The organism is Cellvibrio sp. UBA7671, from assembly GCA_002483145.1.
GTDB lineage: Bacteria > Pseudomonadota > Gammaproteobacteria > Pseudomonadales > Cellvibrionaceae > Cellvibrio > Cellvibrio fibrivorans.
In genome coordinates this window covers 247,634-268,724 of the sequence record DLHJ01000002.1, presented here as the reverse complement: position 1 = coordinate 268,724, position 21,091 = coordinate 247,634, and the positions used below count along the sequence as shown (strand labels likewise).

Here is a 21,091-nt window from a genome sequence, read left to right as displayed (position 1 = left end):
TCGCACTCTATTAATTTGAGGAACCATCGTGATTCAGGAAAATAAACAACCGGTTCTCTTATCCCTGGAAGGAGGTAATGCGCAACCGCTCTCAGTAAGAGCGAAAGCGTTAGTATTCTCCGATCCCATTTCAGCAACCTTATTGGAATATATCGAGCGAATCGCACCTAGCGATGCTCCGGTATTAATTGGTGGCGAAACAGGCACAGGTAAGGAATTAGTCGCGCGTCATATCCATTTACTCAGCGGACGCAAAGGCCCTTTTCTTGCAGTCAATTGCGGCGCGATTAGCGATCAGTTAGCTGAGAGCGAACTATTTGGCCACGAAGCAGGTTCATTCACCGGCGCTGTGGGAAAACGCGAAGGCTGGTTTGAAGCCGCCAACGAAGGCACTTTATTTCTCGATGAGATTGGTGATCTTCCCCTGCCCTTACAAGTAAAACTCCTGCGTGTATTGCAAGAAAAAGAAGTGGTCCGGATTGGCTCGCGCAAAAGCATTCCAGTGAATGTACGCTTGGTTGTCGCAACCAACGTTGATCTGGATTACGCCGTGTCTGCCGGACATTTTCGCCGCGATCTGCTATACCGGATCAATATCGCGCAAGTAAAACTGCCACCACTGCGTGAAAGGCCGGGCGATGTGTTACCACTTGCTGAACATTTTTTAAAAACCTACAGCCAGCGCATGGGTTATCGCCAGCCACAATTTTCTGCCGGCGCAGTGGAATTGCTGCTGACTTATTCCTGGCCGGGCAATATTCGCGAATTGGAAAATGTGGTGCATTTTGCATTGCTGGTTTCCAGTGGCGACAAAATCGAACCCGCACATTTAAAAGTCACTGGTGGCTGGAATACTGGTACGCAGCACCAACAAGTGCCACAACCAGTACATCAACCATTGCACAGTGCAAACACCCAAGCACACACGTTCAACCATTCAGGTTTTGCTGCGCAGCAGGGACCATCAAATGGTTCGGATAATAATTCCGATAATGGCTCAGGCAATAGCGATGATCCCATGACAGCAATTGCCAAACAATTGCGCCGCCTGTTTGCCGAGCAAGGTGATAGCGACCACTTTGACAAACTGGAAAGTTTGATTGTGCATGAAGCCTTTGCGCACGTGCGCTCCAATCAGGTTCACGGTGCTGCGTTGCTGGGGATTTCACGCAACGTCATGCGCACTCTGTTAAAGCGCCATGGACTGCTTGCCGATGCTGGCTTTACCCGTGCGGGTGATAATTCTGACCAGGAAGATCAACTACAAAATTTGAATCCCAGTTTTGCGGGCTAATCAATTTTATAGCGCCATTCATGATGACGGGCGTGCTCTTAGTTGATCAACAAAGCAGAGATAGCAGCGCTAATCGCATTAGCCTGCTGTCTTGTCTCATGCAAAGCAGTGGTTTCAAATAACAAACCCGACAAAGCAGGACCTAAGGCAAAAATGTTATGCGTAGCAGAGATTGAAAAAGTAGTATCGTTTTTCACCAACGACTGACGCAGATGATCATCAGCAGCCAGTAATTTTTCGCCAATATTTTTTATCCGATTAACACCCGGTGCGTAACCACTGCAAATAACGACTTTATCGGCGCTAATAGTCAGCACCTTATCTACATCTAATGGACAACTGGATCGCAGCTGAAATCCGTTGTTGAGCGGCTCAATAGCCGTTACCGGACAACGAGTAATAGTTAGGCGATCTTGTTCACGCAATTGCTGCAGGTTTGCATAGGCATGGGGTGGAATGCGATGGCGATGAATATTCCACCAAGGTAATGCCTTGGTTAAACGGCGCTGCTCGACGGCCGTTAGCTTCGCCCATAAATAGCTGACATGTGGGCGTATTTTATTAATGCTCTCCTGCCATTCAAAACCAGCACGGCAATTGGATTCAACATAAAAACGCAATGCGCGCACAACCTGACGCGCGGTATTGCCCACACTACTTAAATCAAGCGGAGGAGCTGCAGCCATAGGCTGCTCATTACTGTGCGGCAAAGGCAGCAGGCCATGACGGGAAAAAATCTGGAACTTTCCGGTAAAACCCTGACTGGAAATAAATTGCACCGCATCAATCATACTTAAGCCTGCGCCCACAATCGCAACATGATGCAAGCTAGACCAATCCTGGTTTAAAAAGGCTGCTGTGTAAGGCGAATCGAAACAGCATGTGCTGGCTATATGCTGTGCAGGGTTATTGCCTGTTGCAAACACCACTATGTCTGCCTGAATTTTTTGCTGCTGGGTGCTAACGCAAACCTGTACGTCAGCCTCATCTGCCAAGGGCGCAACCGCAACCACCGGTTCTTTTAGTTGGATAATACGAATATTTTTTTGTTCCAATAAGGATACAGAGCGTGAAAATACCTTCCGCAGATATGCGGCATAAATCATGCGAGGAACAAAATCATCTGGCGCAAAATTAACGTCTGCAAAATCGGGATACAGACCGCGCCAGTGCATTGGCTCCTGCAATAACCATTGATAAAAATCATCAGGCTTGGTGATATAAGCCCCCATACGCTTTGCAGCAACGTTTAAAACAAATGCAGGGTGATTAACGGAGTAAGCGAGACCTAAAGGTGCAGAGGGATTATTATCGATAAGATAAATTTCAAGCGGGGAATCAAGGGTTTCAGCTAATTCGGCTAATAACAAGGTTGCCGCAGCACCGCAACCAACAATAACCAATTTTTTCCTGTACAGGGTATTTGGCAAAATGCACTCACTTAATTTACAAAAAGGGGGCATCCAAGGAAGTTACAATAGGATACTAAAAATGATACTACCAACATCCTTGTTGATATTTTCTAGTCAAAAACGACGAAATCATTGTCGCTTCGATTTAATTCTGCTTTTCAGTTATAAAAGATAGGCGTTGTATACCTGCCTTTTCGATAAGCACCATCAATTTTGCAACCGTACCGTAGGGAACGGTTTCATCGGCATTCAAATTCAAACGAATTTCATGATCCAATGCTTTTCGGCTGGCCAATTCGCTCTCAATCACATCCAGCGAATATTCATCTTTATCAAGATAAATCCTACCCTGCTCATCCACACTGACAACGACCGGTTTTTTCGGCTCCTCAATTTGCACTGTAACATCCGTATCCGGCAGGTTTACTTTTATTGCATTGGTCATTAGCGGTGCGGTGATAATAAACACCACCAGCAACACCAACATTACATCCACCATGGGCGTAATATTGATTTCACTTAATACTTCATCGCTATCGCCACCACCACTGGAAATTGCCATTATGCAAATACCTCTTTGCCGTTTTCAGTTTTGCCAGCATCGCCACGCGGAGGTTGTACTTGGCCGGCTTTAATAACTGGCGCAGTTGCTTTGATACGGAAACCGGCTTTTTGGACAAGGCTAACAAAATCAGTTGCAAAATCATCTAAATCGGCCGCAATTAATTTTAAACGGCGCAAGAAAAAGTTATACGCAAGCACTGAAGGAACTGCGACCGCAATACCAATACCGGTTGCAATCAACGCCTCACCAATCGGGCCGGCAACCACTTCAATACTGGCAGATTTGCTCGCGGTAATTGCAGTAAGCGCTTGAATAATGCCGAACACTGTACCGAACAACCCTACGAAAGGCGCAGTGTTGCCGATAGATGCGAGGATCGCCAAACCATTTTCCAATGAGCGGCGCTCTTTCTGGATTTGCTGGCGCAAATGACGCTCCAGTAAATCCTGGCGATCCCAACTGTGCTCCAAATCATTTGCGGGGCTTGCGTCCGCATTGCGCAAGGTTTGGAAACCAATTGCGGCAACCCGGGCAGTAGCACCTACATATTTTTCTAATGATGCTGCCGCATGCAAATCCGGTGCGCTCCAAAACGTTTTGATAAAACTACGGTTCTGGCGCGACAGCAATATGTGTTGAACCGCTTTGATTACAATCAGCGTCCAGGTAATTATTGAAAAAGCGATCAGCGCCCACAGGGTCCATTCAACGATATGTTGGTACAACTCAGACATGATAAATACACCTTAAAAAATAACGAATAAATAAAAATTTCTACAACTACATCTCCGTCATACCTGTGCACACAGGCATCCATTAAAACTTGCTGGACTCCTGCTTTCGCAGGAGTGACAAACATGCAATCAGGTATTGGAAAGTTTGAAATCAATCGGCACTTCAACCCAGGAATCGATGGGTGTTTCGCCCTGTTTGGCTGGGACAAATGACCAGCGTTTTACGGTTTGAATCGCGGCGGTATCCAGCACTTTACGGCCACTGGATGTTTTGATTTCCACACTGGATGGTTTGCCGTTACCCAATACATGCACATTTAAAATCACTGTACCTTCCCAACCGCGCTCTACTGCTTGCTCTGGATATTCCGGTGCAGGGTTACGCAAGTAACCCGGATTAGCCGTTGCAGGAGTCACTGGCGGTGGTGGTGGCGGAGCAACAGGTGGCGGTGGCTCAACGACTTTCTCAACCACAGGAACCGGTGTTGGTTCTACTGGTTTCGGTTTTGGTTTTTCTACCGGTTTGGGTTTTTCCACTTTTGGTGGTGGAGGTGGAAGCTCTTCCTTGGGCGGTGGAGGTGGCGGCTCAACCGAAGGGCGATATAACTCTACCGTCATAGGTGGAATTTCCGCTTGGGTAATGGGCGCTTCCGGTTTGAAATAAAAATACGCAAACGTTGCAAAGTGCAATCCAACAATTAACAACAGCGCAAGCGTGCTTAATGCACCTTTGTATTTTGGTGGATAAACCAATTCGATTTGTTTGTCGCGGTTAAATTCGCGCGGTATCAGCGTAATAATTTCCGCTGATCTACGTGCGACCGGTGCAGGCACGGTGTTACGCAACAAGTTGCGCGCATGGCGGCGATCATAATGATGCGGTTCAGAGTATGCACGGGCACTCATAAATTTCTCCCTACCCTTATCGGGTCAACAGAAGCCGCTTGTGGCGACAGAAATTACAACGATGAGCGAGCCATTAATCAGCATTGTGTACTGCAGCAATGGCTCTCTGTTAAGAGCTATTTAGCAGCATCTATGCCAGAGTGATGCAATCGTTTTATTTTTTATAAACTGTTGAAATCAATAGAAATATTGAACGGAGAATTACAGGTTTTTGTTGCATGAAAAAAAACAGGTGCGCCGTGCTGTTAAATAAGCAACCACTCTGTTGATTTCTCAGCAGGCGGTTTTTTTGCGTAGCTGGCGGGATTGTGGAAAAGTAAACAGGCAAGCGATCGCATTAGCTATGTGTTATCCGGCAAGCCAACAGCCTTAATTGCCACCGGCTTGCCCGGAAATAAATTTATTTATCCTGCAGTTCCGGTTTGTAACTCCAGTGCGGTGTCACTAATAAAATAACCAGTGAAATAACCGCGATGGCAATCGACAACCAGAGCGCAAGCGGTGTCTCTGCAATGCGCTCGGGATAAATTTTAACAACTGCACCCAAGCCAATGACATTTCCCCCTGCCACCAGAACCGCACTGGCGTAATCGTGAAAGCGCCGCGCCTTGTTGGCGCCCTGCGCCCAAGTTGGGTGAGTGTTATAACTGGGCAATTCATCGTGCGCGTTATTTAATTGCTCCAGCGCCGAGAGAAAGCGGCGCAAATTGGTAATCGCCCGCTCGGCTTTATAATTTAAAAAAGCCAGGCAGATCGAGGCAACCGGAAACCCGGCGATCAACCATTCAACCGGTACATCTGCCCCACCCGCGCCGGGTTTAAGTGCGACTAACGCCGCCAACAAACTTACGACTAGCGTGACGTACAACGCCAGCGCTTGTTGACGTTGGTTAATGCGCGCATTGACCTCTTGATAAGCCGCGATAAAACGGTAATTGGCATCAACGATATATTTTGTTGTCATAATTTTGCGCAACCCAAGAAAATTGGAAAAATAAAATACAAAAACGACAAAGGCGCTTCCAGCGCCTTTGTCGTTGTATTGGTTGCCCGTCGCGGAGCTTTGACCAGATGAATTACGCACGCGGATCCGGCGTTAACCGCAAATAGGGTTTAACAACTTTATAGCCTTTGGGGAAACCGCGCGCGATTTCTTCCGGATCTTGCAGTGCAGGAACAATCACCACATCGTCACCGGATTTCCAATTACCCGGCGTTGCCACTTTGTGATGCTCAGTCAATTGCAATGAATCTATCACACGCAAAATTTCATCAAAATTTCTACCGGTGCTTGCTGGATAAGTAATGATCAAACGGATTTTTTTCGCCGGATCAATAATAAACAATGAACGCACAGTTAATGTCGCGTTAGCGTTGGGATGGATCATGTCGTACAGGGTTGCGACCTTGCGATCAGCGTCAGCCAGAATCGGAAAATTCACTTGGGTTAATTGGGTTTCGTTGATGTCGTTAATCCAGCGGTTGTGTGAATCTACCGGATCAACACTCAATGCGATGGCCTTGACATTGCGCTTGGCAAAATCCTCTTTCAATTTTGCCGTCAATCCTAACTCGGTTGTGCACACGGGAGTGAAATCTGCCGGATGTGAAAACAACACGCCCCAGCTATTGCCCAGCCACTGGTGCAAACTAATAGGACCCTGGGTGGATTCCTGGGTAAAGTCCGGTGCTTCATCGCCTAAACGTAAACTCATTATTACCTCCTTTGGGTTGCTGATAAGTATGTAGCTATAGATGACTCACGTGAGCTGGATTTAATACTAGAAGGCAGACTGAAAATCTAAAAAGATTATTTTGGTCTTTGCTTAGAACCAAACATGTGCGCACAGAAAGTTATAAGCACATAAGAACTTGGTATTTCCCAGATTAGATATGACTGGATAGGATGCAGCCACTTTCGCAAAGCGATCAATAGCTCCATCGTGACCAACCAGACAACTGGAAAATATAATGAAAATCCGCAACCTTGATTTATCTGATAGCCCCGTCAATCAGGAACATGAGGCACTGGGCATACCTCCAGTAGAAAAAAATCATCCCGTTATTCGTACTGCAGTCTGGTTTGCGATACTGACCTTAATCAGTCTGGTTGGGTTTGGTGTGGCGCAAGTATTTGGCAACAGTTGGGATGACGGTGTTACCACCATTAAAACCACACTGGATGATTCCATGTTCTGGAATGCATTACTGGTCGGTCTGCTGGCGCAAATTGTCGATGGCGCATTAGGCATGGCTTATGGCTTGACCTCTACCAGTTTTTTATTAGCGACTGGAGCGTCCCCTGCGCTTGCTACCGCATCTGTTCACATGGCAGAGGTATTTACGACCGGCATATCGGGAATTACTCACGCAAAATTCGGCAATGTGAATAAAAAGCTTTTTGTACGCCTGTTGGTGCCCGGCATTATCGGCGGCCTACTGGGCGCACTGCTGGTTACACAAGTGGATGGCAAAATCCTCAAACCCTTTATCACCGTATATTTATTGTTGATGGGCGTTTACGTATTGAGCAAAGCCTTCCGTAAACACATAGCCACCCGCAAAGAAGAACCTAAACACGTTGCCAAATTGGCGCTGGTAGGTGGATTTGTAGATACCTCGGGCGGCGGCGGCTGGGGACCTGTGGTTACCACCACACTGGTCGGCACAGGCCATGACCCGCGCACCACGATTGGCTCGGTAAACTTTGCTGAATTCTTCCTCACCCTGACCAGCGCTGCATCGCTGTTTATTTTGGTCGATGAAACTATCTGGCATGTGGTTGCAGGCCTGATTGTAGGCGGGTTATTCGCAGCACCTTTTGCGGCCTATGCGTGCAAAAAGTTTTCGACCAGAACCTTACTGATTTTGGTGGGATTACTGATTAGCGGGATATCAGTGTTTAATCTCTATAAGGCGCTTATCGGTTGATAAACACGCTCAAAAAACCAACAAACGGCAGGTTGTTGTATAACCCTGCCGTTTTTGTTTAGGGTTTTGATAGACCAGCGAATCCCGTAGAATGCCCGCCAGTTTTCCACTTCCAGCGGTCACCTCCATGTCCAATACCATCGAAGCCAACGATAATCACACACCTATGATGCAGCAATATCTGCGCATCAAAGCCCAGCATAAAGACGAGATGGTGTTTTATCGCATGGGGGATTTTTACGAGCTGTTTTTTGACGATGCCAAACGCGCTTCGGAGATACTGGATATCACCCTCACTGCACGCGGAAAGTCCAATGGTGAACCAATCCCTATGGCGGGAATCCCATTTCATTCGGCCGATGGCTACCTCGCCAAACTGGTGAAAGAAGGTGTGTCTGTCGCTGTGTGCGAACAAATTGGCGACCCCGCAACCAGCAAGGGGCCAGTTGAACGCAAAGTGATGCGCATTGTGACTCCGGGTACCGTGAGCGATGAGGCGCTGCTGGATTCACGGCGCGATAATTTGTTAGTGGCGTTGCATCAATCTGGTGAGACGTTCGGAATCGCATCACTGGATATGGCCAGCGGTCGTTTTCTGGTCTTGGAAGTTGAAGGTTTGGAATCGGCGCTGGGGGAATTGCAGCGTTTGAGTCCCGCGGAATTATTGATTAGCGATCACATCACAACGCCTGCATTGGTAGAAAATCGCAAAGGTTTACGTCGCCGCGGCCCTTGGGAATTTGATTTGGAAACCGCCGAGCGGTTGTTAATTCAACAATTTTCCACCAAAGATTTAGCGGGGTTTGGTTGCGACCATTTAAAAACTGCACTCTGTGCTGCCGGTTGTTTATTAAGTTACGCGCGCGAAACCCAGCGCACTGCGCTGCCCCATGTGCGCAGCCTTGCGCATGAGAACCGCGATGAAGCGGTCATTATGGATGCAGCAACTCGTCGCAATTTGGAGCTCGATATCAATTTAACGGGCGGTGATGAACACACTTTATTTTCTGTATTAAATCGCGCCGCTACCAGCATGGGTAGCCGTTTATTGCGCCGCTGGTTGAATCGCCCACTGCGCGATCTGGATTTATTAATTGGCCGGCAGGATGCGATCGCTGAGTTACAACACAATTATGCGTTTGAAATTTTTAATGGCATTTTAAAACGTGTCGGTGATATGGAGCGCATCCTTGGTCGCCTTGCATTGCGCTCAGCGCGCCCGCGCGATTTATCGCGCTTGTTGATGTCGATAGGCACCTATCCTGAATTACAGAATGAGTTAGCTCATAAAAATTCATCGCAGTTAAAAAATCTCGCGCAGCAAATTTCGACCTTTCCTGATTTGGTAGAGTTGTTATCGCGCGCGATTATTGAAAACCCGCCAGTGGTGATTCGCGATGGCGGTGTTATCGCCGAAGGTTACGATGCCGAGCTGGATGACCTGCGCAATATCAGCACGAATGCGGGCCAGTATTTATTAGATTTGGAAACACGTGAACGTGAGCGCACGGGTATCCCGACATTAAAAGTTGGTTACAACCGTGTGCACGGTTATTTTATTGAATTGACAACGGCGCAATCGGAAAAAGCACCAGCGGATTATATTCGTCGCCAAACCTTAAAAAATGCCGAGCGTTACATCACTCCCGAATTAAAAGAATTTGAAGATAAAGCGCTGTCAGCGCAAAGCCGTGCACTCGCGCGCGAAAAAGCGCTCTACGAAGAATTGATTGATATTTTGAATGTGCAATTAATTCCATTGCAGGATTCAGCTGCTGCCGTTGCCGAATTGGATGTGCTCGCCACACTCGCAGAACGCGCCGATGCGCTCGGGTTTTGTAAGCCGGAATTATCCTTGCGCGCAGGCATTAATATTATTGGCGGGCGCCATCCCGTTGTGGAACAAGTTACATCGGCACCCTTTGTGCCGAACGATCTTGAATTTAATCCGCAGCGCCACATGCTCATCATCACAGGCCCGAATATGGGTGGTAAATCGACTTATATGCGGCAGGCAGCGTTGATCACACTGCTCGCACACATCGGCAGTTTTGTGCCTGCGCAAAAAGCGACAATTGGAATTGTTGACCGCATTTTTACCCGCATTGGTTCAGCCGATGATTTGGCTGGTGGTCGCTCTACCTTTATGGTGGAGATGACCGAAACCGCCAATATTTTGCATAACGCCACCGAGCGCAGTTTGGTGTTGATGGATGAAATCGGGCGCGGTACCAGCACCTTTGATGGTCTGTCACTCGCCTGGGCTTGCGCCAAACACCTCGCCGAAAAAGTGCGAGCTTTTACATTATTCGCTACACATTATTTTGAAATCACCACGCTGCCGGAAACCGTGACGGGTATAGCCAACGTGCATTTGAATGCAACCGAACACAAAGACAATATTGTGTTCCTGCATAAAGTACAGGAAGGGCCTGCCAGCAAAAGTTATGGTTTGCAGGTGGCAAAACTTGCAGGTATTCCTGCACAAGTATTGGCGGAAGCGCAGCAACAGTTGCATCTGCTGGAAAATGGCGAACATCCGCATTCGATTAAATCAGCACCTGCACCGGTGTTATTGACTGATCCGGTTAACGTGGGTGCATCTGCATCGGTGCTGGTCGATTCTCCCGCGCAGTCCGGTTTATTTGATGCGTTACCCAACCCAGTGTTGGATGCACTCAAGAAAATTAACCCGGACAACCTGACTCCACGCGAAGCACTGGAGCATTTATACCGATTAAAAGAACTTTATTCGCGCGGAAAATAACAGCGTGGGTATAGATACGCTCAATATGCGTTATCACCCAAATCGGTATTCAAAAAGAACGATTCTCAACTACGCTTTTTCGAGCATAAATGATGGTTTTTCGAGGGTGATTCAAAGCAAAAAGCCTACCCAAACCGGATTTGGCTGTTTAGAATGCGCGCTCTTGCGTTGCGTCAGATTGAGCTGGCGCATTGACTATCGAATTCTGTTACTTGTGGGAGTCTCCTATGACGTTTGTAGTTGGGGAAAATTGCATCAAATGTAAGCACACAGACTGCGTTGAAGTCTGCCCGGTTGATTGCTTTTACGAAGGCCCCAATTTTTTGGTGATTCACCCGGACGAGTGTATCGATTGTGCATTGTGTGAACCTGAATGCCCGGTTGGCGCCATCTTCTCGGAAGATGAATTACCAGAAGACCAAGCGGTATTCCTGGAGCTGAACGCCGAGCTGGCACAGGTCTGGCCAAATATTACCGAGATCAAAGACTCTCCCGCTGATGCGGAAGAATGGGATGGAGTGCCAGGCAAACTCCAGTACCTTGAGCGTTAATTGCACAGAGTCCAAACCAGTAGCTATAAAAAACCGCGCCCTGCGCGGTTTTTTTTCGCCGCTTGTTTGTAACACTGTTAGCACGCAGAAATCCCTCACTGAACTCTGGCTATTTGGGGGGCTGTGCTACACTCAGTTGTGTTTAGGTTAGACCATCGCCACAAGCAGTGGGATTTGGATTTCTTCAGATCAAACAACCCACCAGTACCAATAACGAACACAACAACCAATAACGAGGAACAAGCTATGGGGATTAACGATAAGCCTTACAGCGAAAAGCGCGATTTCATCCGTATGAAAATCGGCGCGCCCTTGAATGCCAAATTGGCTGCTTCATCGGACATCATAGAGGGTCTATGCCTTGACTTAAGTGGCGGCGGACTACAGGTGGAGACTAAAAAAAGTCTTGAAGTTGGTACCGAGGCAGAGGTGGAGGTTTCTTCTGACCATGGCCACAGCCCAACCTTGAAAGCAAAAACAAGAGTAGCTCGGGTAACGACTAATGAGGCTGGGGGTTATGTAATAGGATTGGAAATACTCCAGATCCTTCCCTAAGACAGCTAGTTCACATGACAGCCCAATACAAAAACGGCTACTCTACAGTAGCCGTCCGGTTAAAACTCCCCTTCAAAATCTTCTTCATCAAACTCTTCCGTGCCGAAGTCGTCCTCAATTTCACCGTTGTTGATCAAGTAATCGCGACGTTGCAAATAAACATCACGGACAAAAACGTACCGGTCGCCGGTTATACCGTTCTCAAGCTCCAATAGCCTCGCGCGGGTACTAGTCAATGAAACAGCCATCACCGTGTTATCAGTAGGGACATGATCGATGTAGGTAGTGGGATTGGTGTAATAGTCTACCGGTTTGCCAAAACCATCTCTCACCGTACTTGGCCCGAACAGGGGTAATACCAAATAGGGCCCTTGCCCCACGCCCCAAACCGCCAGAGTTTGTCCAAAATCCTCCGGGGTATCTGCCGGCAGATTCATATACTGCGCAACATCCAGCAAACCACCGATACCGAGAGTGGTATTTACCAGCAAGCGGCCCGTATCGTGTGCGGCACCTTTTAAATCCCCTTGCAATACACCGTTAATCGTATTGGGCACTTCCATAATATTGCTGAAAATATTGCTTACACCTATCTCCAACGGATCAGGCATCACGAACTTATAGGTTTTAGCCAGGGGCTTCAGGGTCCAACGGTCAACCGTATCGTTAAACGTAAACACTGCACGATTAAACCCTTGCCAAGGGTCCGGATTCTGTTCGGTTTGCGCCAAGCTGGTGTAAGGGGTGGCAAAACCAAGAGAGAGAAGAGCAAACAAAGATTTGACGATGGATTTCATAATGTCCCTGAGACGCAGTAATGCGCAATTGAAGCGTTTCATAAAGTAACGCTTTAAGGAAGCGCCACTTTAGCGAATCGCCATAGCTTGAACAACCCAATTTAGTGCAATCCACACCCTGCCGTTACAAATTGCAACATTTCAATGTGTTTCAAACCAACCTGCCAAATGAGGGGTTTAGCTGCCATTTGAAACATTAACGACACATATCAGCAATAAATCTTTCACAAATCTGTCGTTTAAATTTCATATTTGTCACTGAAGATAGCGCCACAAACGCGAAACAACACTGCGTTCACATTTTCCTTACACCCCTTGTGAAACTGAGAAGAGAGTGACCTCATGAAACTGAAAAACCTATTTGCATTGAATGTATTGGCTGCAACTTTGGCGGCTTGCGGCGGTGGTGATGTCAATCTGAACCCGAGCAACACTGTGACTGATTCTAACAACACGACTGTTAACAACCCACCTACTACCACCCCGGCAGTTAATCCTTGCGCCCAATACGAACAAGATGGACAAAAACTGCAAGGTACTCAGGATGGCAAAAACTGCGTTTACAACACCTCTTTTGCATCAAGTGCGAAACAATTAAAGGTAAGCCTGTTTGTTCCGGAGCTGGCTGATGGCGGCGTTCACATTTTTCAAGGTGCATTGTTTATTGGTGAAGATGTAGATAGCAACGTTGCCGCAGCAGGCAAACGCATTCCACAGGAAGGCGAAGGGGCAACATTGACGGTAGCTGCCGGCGCGAAACTAGCATTTGAACGCGGTGAAGATTACGTGCGTATCGCACGCGGCTCCAAGATTATCGCCGAAGGCACCAAAGCCAAGCCAATTATTTTCTCTGGCGTAAAAGACCTGCGCGACAACTCAGCAACTATCGCTGATCGTGGCCTCTGGGGTGGTATCCAAATCAACGGTAACGGTATTACCAACAAATGTACCGATGCCCAACGCCTCACAACAGCTAACAACGTACACGGTTGCCATATCACATCTGAAGGCTTACCTGGCACTTACGGTGGCGCCAACAATGCTGAGAGCTCAGGCGTACTCAAATATGTTGTAATCAAACATGCTGGCTACAAAGTAGTTGAAGGTAACGAGCTGAATGCTCTGACGTTGAACGGTGTAGGTTCAAAAACCATTATCGATTATGTACAAGCCTACTCAGCACAAGACGATGGCTTTGAATGGTTCGGTGGTGCGGTAAGTGCCAAACACATCGTTGCTGTGGGCACTTCGGATGACTCATTTGACTTTACCGATGGCTATAAAGGCAACATCCAGTTTGCATTGTCTGTGCATCCTACAGGTGTAGGCGGCAATAACTGTGTCGAAGCAGATAACACTGGTGTCGGCCGTGCAGACGATATAGCTCCTCTCACCAAACTGCGCATCTCTAACCTGACTTGCGTTACTAATAATGTCACCAGAAACCAAGGAACTACCCCATCACCAGATGGCGATTCACTGGGCTTGTTGATCCGCGAAGGTTTCTTTGTTGAGATCTACAACAGCGTAGTCACTTCAAATGCCGCGAGCATGGCTTCAAAAGCATTGTTCACGTTTAACGATACTGAAGGCCCACAAACGATCAAAGGTGCTACCGACGGCTGGTCAGTTGCAAAGAGCAACCTGTTTGCCGGTACTGCTGGTGTAGCGCAATCAAAAGTTGATCCATCTAATGCAGGCTTTACCACCGCTGCCTGGTTGGCATCAGCTACCAATGGCAACAACAACGTGGTTACTGCCGCCAACCAATTGCCGGTGAGCGTACTGAAAAATCTGGCAACCAGTGACAAGGCATATCTGACCCTGGCAGCCATCACTGACGCAACTACTGCTGCGATTACCATCCCGGTGTTTGATGTAAGCAAATTGGCTGACAGCTTTGTAGCAGGTGCAGTACCCGCAGCAGGCACCAGCACCTTCTTTACCAATCCAACTCACATTGGTGCAGCATCAGAAGCTAATGATTGGGTATCTGGCTGGACTGTTGGCCTCTAATTGGGAAAGAACATAAACCGCCTGTGATCCCAGACAGAGGCGCCTCCGGGCGCCTCTGTCGTAAGCAGCTCCCTATCACAGCCTCGCTCATACAAGGTTTTAACCATGCAGACATTAAATACCAAGCGACGCCAGCTTTTCCTGGCCATCACCGCCGCTTCTCTGGGTATTTGCCAGATTGCTCTCGCCCAGGATACAGAACAAAAAGTTGAAGTCCCCGCACTCGAATTACCGCAAATTGATGCTCCCGTTGTAGAAGAAATGCTGGTGACCGGCAGGCAGCAGAGTGCCGCCCAATCCGTTGTCACTGAACGCATGGAAGAAGCCTTTGCCGCTGACCTGATGAGTTCCGACCAGATCGCCCGTAACGGCGACTCCAACGTAGCAGTAGCTTTAACTCGCGTAACTGGCGTCACCCTGCTCGACGGCAAATATGCATATGTACGCAGCCTCGGCGAACGCTACATGAGCACGACCTTGAATGGTGCCGCAGTCCCCTCACCTGAGTTGACCCGCAACGTATTGCCACTGGATCTGATTCCGTCCTCTATCGTTCAATCATTAAAAGTACAAAAAGCCTACTCACCAGAACTGGCAGCAAATTTCGGTGGCGGCGCGATTGATGTGCGTACCAAAGGTGTCCCCGATGAACTGCTCTTCAGTGTTTCAATGGGCAGCGGGATGAATAGCGAAAGCGATGACGGCCTGACGCACGCCAGCCACGGCGATAAATACAATATGCCAACGGAACTAAAAAATGCGCTGAATACTTATCAGGGTGTAGTCAGCGAGCAACGAATCGGTGATTTCTACAAACGCGCGAATCAATCAGCAACTACTGCAGAACGCGATGCATTTGCCCAACAAACCAATCGCGATTTAATTCTCTCATTAAATCGAAATGTTGAGATTTACAAGAAGTCGCTACCGGCTGATTATGCCGGCAGCCTTGCGCTCGGTAACAAATGGGATATCAACGAAGAGCTCTCATTCGGCGCAGTTGCCAACTTCGGCCAAGACACCAAGTGGCGCAATAAAGATCAGGAGCGTCGCGATATTGGCTCTCCGGATGATCGCTACTCAAAAACTGCACGCACCAGTGAAGAAACACGTCAGTTACTTTCCAGCAATTTAAGCTTGGAATACACCGACATGCACAAACTGCAGGCGAGCTTCTATCACATAGAGCATATTTACGACGAAGCGCTCATCAAAACCGGATTTAACGGCAGCAATTACACACTTGCAGAAGGCAGCGAATACGCATTTTATGAAACGCGTATGGAAAACCGCGAATTGGAAGTCGCGCAAACGACGGGCGAACACAAATTCGATCAATTTAATTCAACCCATTTGGATACCCTGGTATTTGATTGGTTTTATTCTGACTCAACCGTAAAGACCGATGTCCCCAATCACACACTGGTTGCTGGCGACAATACTGTAGACCCCACAACAGGTGCGCTGATAAGCACCCAGCTTTCTCCCCGTGCGGCAATGGCAAGTTTTGAATTCCTGAACCTGGAAGACAATGTCATCAGCAACGGCTGGAATGCCAAAGTACCCTTGGTGTTTGATAGCCTGGAATTAACACTTTCTGGCGGCTTCAACTACAACGAAAAATCGCGCGAATATTATGGCTATACCGCAAACATTGACGGCTCAGGCAACCAAAGCGCGGTATTAGCGGGCAATGTAGGCGATGTACTGAATAACAACACTATCGGCAACCTCAATAATAATTTTGAATTGAGTGTGGGCGGTGGATTTGGTACAGAAAGTTACGTGGCCGGACAAATTATCGAAGGCGCATACGGGATGTTTGATGCAAACTGGAATGATACCTGGCGTATTTCTGGCGGTGCACGCAAAGAGACTTTCAAACAAGGTTTATTACCGGTCGATCTGCTCGATTACACCGGCAACAGCTTGTTGAAAATCATTAAAGACATTACCGAAAACCCCAATCAACGCTATGGCATCGTTCAGGATGATTGGTATCCATCACTCGCAGTGACTTATATGAACGAAGGTTTTATGAATACGGAAGTATTCCAACTTCGTTTAAATGCGAGCGAAACGATTGTTCGTCCTGACCTGCGCGAAATGTCGGATGTAGTCTATATCGACACCGAATTAGGCATGAAAGTGAAAGGCAACTCGGGCTTGTTATTTTCTGAATTGAAAAACTACGATGTGCGAGCAGAGTGGTTTTTTGATAGCGGCAATAACTTTACCGCAACTTTGTTTTACAAGGATATCGCCAACCCCATTGAAAGCACTCGCCTACCCGGCTCGGATGACGACGTAATACTCACCTTTGAAAACTCTGCCAGCGGTGAGATCTACGGCCTTGAATTGGAAGCATTACGCGATTTGAGCGGCGGCTTTTTTGTGTCCGCCAACCTGACACTCAGCGATTCAGAAATTATTTCAGCAGAAGGCTTGGGTTATACCAACAATATTCGGCGCATGACCGGTCAATCGGAATACGTACTCAATACCCAACTGGGCTTTGATTCGGACGATGGCCAACACAGTGCATCATTGATCTACAACTTGTTCGGTGAACGTTTATTTTTTGCTGCACGCAGTATCGGTAACCATCAAGACGCCTACGAGCAACCATTCAACTCACTGGACATAACTTATTCCTGGTACGCAACTGACAATCTCACTACCAAAGTGAAAATCGGTAACATCCTCAATGAGGAGCGTATATTCGAACAAGTAAATTCCAACGGTGAAAATGTAACAATTTTAAAACAACAGGTAGGAACCAGCTTTGGCCTGGATGTGAAATATACCTACTAGGCAGTGGATCTACCGGTAGGAAATCGGAAATAGCCCCATCCAATTAAACCACCTTAGGGTGGTTTTTTTATGTGCACAGAAATTGACTGCCTCGCACCAAAATACAGAACTATACTTTTTAAACGGTGATTTAAGCAGCCAAAATACATATTCAGGGACACTAAAAAAACCAATCGCCCCTAGTTCGGGGCAAAACTTATAATCAAAATCACAGAAATAACTAAATATTTTTAAATTATTTCTATTTAAATCAAAAAGTGTCACAAACTATTCACATTAGTGTGCTAAGCCGAGTGCTAATCTAACAATGAAGCCGGAGATCAATGACCCAGAAGGGTGCAGATAGCCGTTTAATAATTCACGAGGAGCACACTATGACTAAAAATTTCCTACAAAAAACCATTCGCTCACTGGTAATACTAGCGGCTATTGCACCCATTGCGAGTTATGCAGCAGCTTATACTCCAGCAAAGTTTGGCAATGCAGAAGAAACTCTGGGTAAACAAATCACTATGCCGGCCTCGTTTGGCGAGGGCGTAAAAACCGTCGCGGTTTATTGCCAGGCTGATGTAATGACCACCGGCAATATCAACGCAGTCACCTGCTATGAAAACAGCCCACTGGTATCCATGCAAAAAGTAACGGAATCCGCACTCAAGTCAGCCACCTTCACCCCCGCCACTATTGATGGCAAAGCCGTTCCGGTGAGAATGCAAATGCGTGTTGTCTATTCACTGGCCGGCACACAGGCACCGATTGTTTTGCTACCCAATTTAGGCACTCTGCAAGCACAACACGGTACTCACTATTACGCACCGCAAGAGCGGTTGGATACCAGTGATTGGTATGCCACCTACTCCACCAAAGAACACGGTGACGGAAAGTTATTTTTTGCCGAAGGCAAAATGACCCGCGTTATGGCAAACATTGAAGCCGATGGCAAAGTGGAAACTGTGAGCACCATCGAAGCCGCGCTACGCAAACAAGCAGACGCAGCAAGCATAGAAAGCTCGCTGAAAAAATCCAAATTTATTCCCGGATTTGTGCAAGACAAACCGACTGCCATGCACTACATCGCCGTGGTTAATTACCAAAAATAGATTTTTTATCCCACAAAAAAGGCCGCACCATTTGCGGCCTTTTTTTGTTTTACACTTCACAATTAGTTAATCAAGGCAGACAAATTCTATCACCAGCGAAATTCTTCCCATCGCCAGCGGCCGATAATTTTCACGTATCACGGAAAAACCGTTTGCGCATCGCTCCATAGCTTTAGGCAACAACTGCGTGCGCGCTAAAGCGACGCTTGACCATTGATCCACTTCAACACTGAGTGAAAAAACTTTTTTAGCTTGTAGGGAGTTACCTGGGAGATTTTTTGCTCCTCCTGTTGCTGGGATTTTCTCATCAGCAGAATTTTCTATAGCCGTTTCCAGCACTGCCCCTTCACTACCTTTTTTAAAGGCTTTGTGTAAAACCCCATTAAGCCCTTCATCGGTGTAATCGCAATTCTGCTGGTTTACATTCATTGAATCGGCCGCGTCAACAGCATTTTCACAGGTGTCATCGGCATAGGACTGAGTAGCGCAACACGCACTGATAATAACTGTCAGTAACCATTTCATCGCATCACCTCTTTTTAGCTACTTATCAAAATTACGTACAAACAAGAAAGGGTGCCGAGGCACCCTTTATTTTCGCATAGTAAGAACTACAACAATTAGAATTTGTAATCCAAACCAATACCAGCGTAGTTATCATCGCGGTAGTTGTCTACAGCAACCAAATCTGGCTGGCCATTTTCTACCACGGTGTAATAACCAAACAAAGTAGCGCTCTTGGTCATTTTGTAATCCACACCAATGCTGCTGCTTTCGCCATCAATCCATCTAACTTCTGAGCTGCCGTGTTGTGCTTTTACCGCCCACTTGTCAGTTACATTCCACAATGCAGAAACCAGTGCACCATCTTCTTCATCGGCAACACCGTTATCGTAATTCTCACCTAACACACCTAACTGGAAAGCGCCGAGAGTCAAACGACCAACCACACGAATCAAATCAACGCCTTCAGCTTCAACGTCCTGATCCATAGCTACACCAACATAAAACGTTGGGCTGTTGTAGCCGAATGATGCAGAAATACCGTTACCTGTTTCACCGGTTTTTTTGGTCACACCATCATTTTCTTCAGTCACATAAGCAACCGAACCAGAGAATCCACCGCCAAAGGTTGGAGTTACGTATTGAACGATGTTGCTCGCACGAATCTCACCTTTGAATATATGTGTGATATCACCTTCCAGATCGTTGAACAAATCAATTTTTTCTTGCGCGACTTTTGTCGGGGTATCAAAGTGACCGCCCATAATAGTACCGGCAGAGCCTTGCAAACCCAAATAGATATTACGCTGACCAAAAGTCTGGCTACCGTTGGTACCATCATCCACTTCAGTTTGGTATTCAAATTGATAAATTACTTTCAGCTGTGAATTAACTTCTTCACCACCTTTAACACCAATGCGCGATGCGTTGCTCAGCAATTCAACTTTGCTACCGTCAGCTTGGTTGCCGTTAGCGCTGGAAAGAGCAGCTTCATCGGTGCTTTGCACAGACACATTTGCTTTACCATAAACGATAACGTCGGCGAACGCAGCGGCGGGAAGTACAGATGCAATGACCAGAGCCAATAATGTTTTTTTCATGGAGTCGTCTCCTGGATGTGTGTGTTTGGTGTTCAGACCCTGAACACCGGGAGTCAGGTGTTATTAATAAAATGACATTTGTGTTTCAGGGGTGTTGCCATTGTGTGACCATAAAGTTACAGAAAGATGACAAAACGCACTCTGAATGTCGCGGGCGGATTATATAAAGAAATTTGCCCTAATTTTGTGATTAAACGTGGTTTTAGGGTAAAAGACCAAACTTTTTGCACTATTTTTGCGCTTTTGATAACCAAATGGCTGCAAAAATCACCAGTGAAAATGTAGTCACGGATATCCCTTACTCAAAATGGCTGATGACATCCAATGCAAACAGCTCATTAATGAGCACCTGAGCTTCACCAAACAAAACGTCAGGTTGGTTGTGCTGCAGTTCGGTGGCAATAAGTTGCAGTTGGTCCCCCAAGGTAGCCTGGGGGTTGGTTTGCAGCAAATGTAAGAGGCGCAACGTCATAGTATTAGCCGTCATAAAACGCACCTTATCCTCGCGGTTGCGGTATACCACTAACCGTGTCAGCTCTGGTGCCAGAGGTCGATGGCGGGGAGAGATTTTATGTACGGGATATTGATAGCTTAAACACACAGCCAAAGGCGAAACACGTGGTTTAGATAGAAGCGGCGTTTCTGGATAGGCAGAAACCGCTGGAATACTCGCCTCATTCACATCCAGCGCCAACTCAATCCACTCATAGTGTGCGAGTTCAAGCAAATATGCCGGGTCGCCATCGCACATGCCACGCTCTTGCGACAGATACTGCAAAAACTCCTCACTGATTTCCAAAAAATACGGCGTTTGACAGCGGTGGCGATGAATAAAATCGCGCACCATCGAATGCCAATGCCCGTCGCTGAGCAGTGAACGCAGAACAGGAAATACATTGGCGATAAAACTTTCAATATTGTTGTAAATCAAGTCGCGATAAATACCCATCCGCGTATCGTTCATTTCTGCTGGTGCAGGGTAGCGATCGGGGGCGCGCAAATGTTGGGTAAATGCCAGTTGGGTTTCTTGAAACGATTTCATGAT

The 21,091-nt window shown here is 47.1% G+C and carries 18 protein-coding genes; 8 read left to right on the top strand and 10 right to left on the bottom strand.

Annotated features, from left to right (window positions below):
* Positions 1-28: 28 nt before the first annotated feature.
* Positions 29-1,294 carry a sigma-54 dependent transcriptional regulator gene (locus tag B4E62_RS01585; RefSeq protein WP_331350792.1) on the top strand — a complete coding sequence of 422 codons (1,266 nt, stop codon included), beginning with the start codon at positions 29-31 and terminating at the stop codon, positions 1,292-1,294.
* Positions 1,295-1,332: 38 nt separating this feature from the next.
* Here B4E62_RS01585 and B4E62_RS01580 read toward each other — a convergent pair whose 3' ends face one another.
* The 6 genes from B4E62_RS01580 to B4E62_RS01555 all read right to left on the bottom strand — a co-directional run bounded on the left by B4E62_RS01580 (position 1,333) and on the right by B4E62_RS01555 (position 6,626).
* Positions 1,333-2,724, bottom strand: coding sequence for an FAD/NAD(P)-binding protein (locus B4E62_RS01580; RefSeq protein WP_331350791.1), 1,392 nt, complete (start codon positions 2,722-2,724; stop codon positions 1,333-1,335).
* 127 nt (positions 2,725-2,851) lie between these two features.
* Positions 2,852-3,268: a biopolymer transporter ExbD gene (locus B4E62_RS01575; RefSeq protein WP_331350790.1), complete on the bottom strand. Its 417-nt coding sequence runs from the start codon at positions 3,266-3,268 to the stop codon at positions 2,852-2,854.
* Entirely contained in the window at positions 3,268-4,005 is a 738-nt protein-coding gene (locus B4E62_RS01570; RefSeq protein ID WP_331350789.1) for a MotA/TolQ/ExbB proton channel family protein, read from the bottom strand. The genes B4E62_RS01575 and B4E62_RS01570 overlap by 1 nt, the downstream gene beginning before the upstream one ends.
* Before the next feature lie 129 nt (positions 4,006-4,134).
* Complete coding sequence (locus B4E62_RS01565; RefSeq protein ID WP_331350788.1) at positions 4,135-4,911, bottom strand: energy transducer TonB; 777 nt, start codon at positions 4,909-4,911, stop codon at positions 4,135-4,137.
* Positions 4,912-5,311: 400 nt separating this feature from the next.
* Positions 5,312-5,995 carry a hypothetical protein gene (locus tag B4E62_RS01560; RefSeq protein WP_310072037.1) on the bottom strand — a complete coding sequence of 228 codons (684 nt, stop codon included), beginning with the start codon at positions 5,993-5,995 and terminating at the stop codon, positions 5,312-5,314.
* Entirely contained in the window at positions 5,988-6,626 is a 639-nt protein-coding gene (locus B4E62_RS01555) for a peroxiredoxin (RefSeq protein ID WP_331350787.1), read from the bottom strand. Before B4E62_RS01555 ends, B4E62_RS01560 begins: the two co-directional genes overlap by 8 nt.
* 256 nt (positions 6,627-6,882) lie before the next feature.
* On the opposite strand from B4E62_RS01555, the gene B4E62_RS01550 reads away from it, so the two are divergent.
* The 4 genes from B4E62_RS01550 to B4E62_RS01535 all read left to right on the top strand — a co-directional run bounded on the left by B4E62_RS01550 (position 6,883) and on the right by B4E62_RS01535 (position 11,715).
* Positions 6,883-7,842, top strand: coding sequence for a sulfite exporter TauE/SafE family protein (locus tag B4E62_RS01550; protein WP_310072031.1), 960 nt, complete (start codon positions 6,883-6,885; stop codon positions 7,840-7,842).
* A 127-nt stretch (positions 7,843-7,969) separates the two neighbouring features.
* The gene (mutS, locus tag B4E62_RS01545; protein WP_331350786.1) at positions 7,970-10,609 is read left to right on the top strand and encodes a DNA mismatch repair protein MutS; all 2,640 of its coding nucleotides are present in this window, start codon (positions 7,970-7,972) and stop codon (positions 10,607-10,609) included.
* A gap of 227 nt (positions 10,610-10,836) precedes the next feature.
* On the top strand, positions 10,837-11,160 hold the full coding sequence (gene fdxA / locus B4E62_RS01540; RefSeq protein ID WP_040391760.1) for a ferredoxin FdxA: 324 nt from the start codon (positions 10,837-10,839) through the stop codon (positions 11,158-11,160).
* A 246-nt stretch (positions 11,161-11,406) separates the two neighbouring features.
* Entirely contained in the window at positions 11,407-11,715 is a 309-nt protein-coding gene (locus B4E62_RS01535; RefSeq protein WP_310072025.1) for a PilZ domain-containing protein, read from the top strand.
* 59 nt (positions 11,716-11,774) lie between these two features.
* On the opposite strand, the gene B4E62_RS01530 is transcribed toward B4E62_RS01535, so the two are convergent.
* Complete coding sequence (locus tag B4E62_RS01530) at positions 11,775-12,512, bottom strand: VacJ family lipoprotein (RefSeq protein WP_310072023.1); 738 nt, start codon at positions 12,510-12,512, stop codon at positions 11,775-11,777.
* 342 nt (positions 12,513-12,854) lie between these two features.
* On the opposite strand from B4E62_RS01530, the gene B4E62_RS01525 reads away from it, so the two are divergent.
* The 3 genes from B4E62_RS01525 to B4E62_RS01515 all read left to right on the top strand — a co-directional run bounded on the left by B4E62_RS01525 (position 12,855) and on the right by B4E62_RS01515 (position 18,442).
* The gene (locus B4E62_RS01525) at positions 12,855-14,528 is read left to right on the top strand and encodes a hypothetical protein (protein WP_331350785.1); all 1,674 of its coding nucleotides are present in this window, start codon (positions 12,855-12,857) and stop codon (positions 14,526-14,528) included.
* 105 nt (positions 14,529-14,633) lie between these two features.
* On the top strand, positions 14,634-17,342 hold the full coding sequence (locus B4E62_RS01520) for a TonB-dependent receptor domain-containing protein (RefSeq protein ID WP_331350784.1): 2,709 nt from the start codon (positions 14,634-14,636) through the stop codon (positions 17,340-17,342).
* 374 nt (positions 17,343-17,716) lie between these two features.
* The gene (locus tag B4E62_RS01515; RefSeq protein WP_310072016.1) at positions 17,717-18,442 is read left to right on the top strand and encodes a hypothetical protein; all 726 of its coding nucleotides are present in this window, start codon (positions 17,717-17,719) and stop codon (positions 18,440-18,442) included.
* Positions 18,443-18,508: 66 nt separating this feature from the next.
* On the opposite strand, the gene B4E62_RS01510 is transcribed toward B4E62_RS01515, so the two are convergent.
* The 3 genes from B4E62_RS01510 to B4E62_RS01500 all read right to left on the bottom strand — a co-directional run bounded on the left by B4E62_RS01510 (position 18,509) and on the right by B4E62_RS01500 (position 21,088).
* Positions 18,509-18,967, bottom strand: coding sequence for a hypothetical protein (locus B4E62_RS01510; RefSeq protein WP_331350783.1), 459 nt, complete (start codon positions 18,965-18,967; stop codon positions 18,509-18,511).
* 95 nt (positions 18,968-19,062) lie between these two features.
* Positions 19,063-20,046 carry a porin gene (locus B4E62_RS01505; RefSeq protein WP_310072010.1) on the bottom strand — a complete coding sequence of 328 codons (984 nt, stop codon included), beginning with the start codon at positions 20,044-20,046 and terminating at the stop codon, positions 19,063-19,065.
* A 298-nt stretch (positions 20,047-20,344) separates the two neighbouring features.
* Entirely contained in the window at positions 20,345-21,088 is a 744-nt protein-coding gene (locus B4E62_RS01500) for a DNA-binding domain-containing protein (protein ID WP_310072008.1), read from the bottom strand.
* Positions 21,089-21,091: the final 3 nt, after the last annotated feature.

Bases quoted from the DNA above. Each gene is read 5' to 3' on its own strand.
- B4E62_RS01575 (WP_331350790.1), bottom strand. From the start codon at position 3,268: ATGGCAATTTCCAGTGGTGGTGGCGATAGCGATGAAGTATTAAGTGAA.
- B4E62_RS01570 (WP_331350789.1), bottom strand. From the start codon at position 4,005: ATGTCTGAGTTGTACCAACATATCGTTGAATGGACCCTGTGGGCGCTG.
- B4E62_RS01565 (WP_331350788.1), bottom strand. From the start codon at position 4,911: ATGAGTGCCCGTGCATACTCTGAACCGCATCATTATGATCGCCGCCAT.
- B4E62_RS01555 (WP_331350787.1), bottom strand. From the start codon at position 6,626: ATGAGTTTACGTTTAGGCGATGAAGCACCGGACTTTACCCAGGAATCC.
- B4E62_RS01550 (WP_310072031.1), top strand. From the start codon at position 6,883: ATGAAAATCCGCAACCTTGATTTATCTGATAGCCCCGTCAATCAGGAA.
- mutS (WP_331350786.1), top strand. From the start codon at position 7,970: ATGTCCAATACCATCGAAGCCAACGATAATCACACACCTATGATGCAG.
- fdxA (WP_040391760.1), top strand. From the start codon at position 10,837: ATGACGTTTGTAGTTGGGGAAAATTGCATCAAATGTAAGCACACAGAC.
- B4E62_RS01535 (WP_310072025.1), top strand. From the start codon at position 11,407: ATGGGGATTAACGATAAGCCTTACAGCGAAAAGCGCGATTTCATCCGT.
- B4E62_RS01530 (WP_310072023.1), bottom strand. From the start codon at position 12,512: ATGAAATCCATCGTCAAATCTTTGTTTGCTCTTCTCTCTCTTGGTTTT.
- B4E62_RS01525 (WP_331350785.1), top strand. From the start codon at position 12,855: ATGAAACTGAAAAACCTATTTGCATTGAATGTATTGGCTGCAACTTTG.
- B4E62_RS01520 (WP_331350784.1), top strand. From the start codon at position 14,634: ATGCAGACATTAAATACCAAGCGACGCCAGCTTTTCCTGGCCATCACC.
- B4E62_RS01515 (WP_310072016.1), top strand. From the start codon at position 17,717: ATGACTAAAAATTTCCTACAAAAAACCATTCGCTCACTGGTAATACTA.
- B4E62_RS01510 (WP_331350783.1), bottom strand. From the start codon at position 18,967: ATGAAATGGTTACTGACAGTTATTATCAGTGCGTGTTGCGCTACTCAG.
- B4E62_RS01505 (WP_310072010.1), bottom strand. From the start codon at position 20,046: ATGAAAAAAACATTATTGGCTCTGGTCATTGCATCTGTACTTCCCGCC.
- B4E62_RS01500 (WP_310072008.1), bottom strand. From the start codon at position 21,088: ATGAAATCGTTTCAAGAAACCCAACTGGCATTTACCCAACATTTGCGC.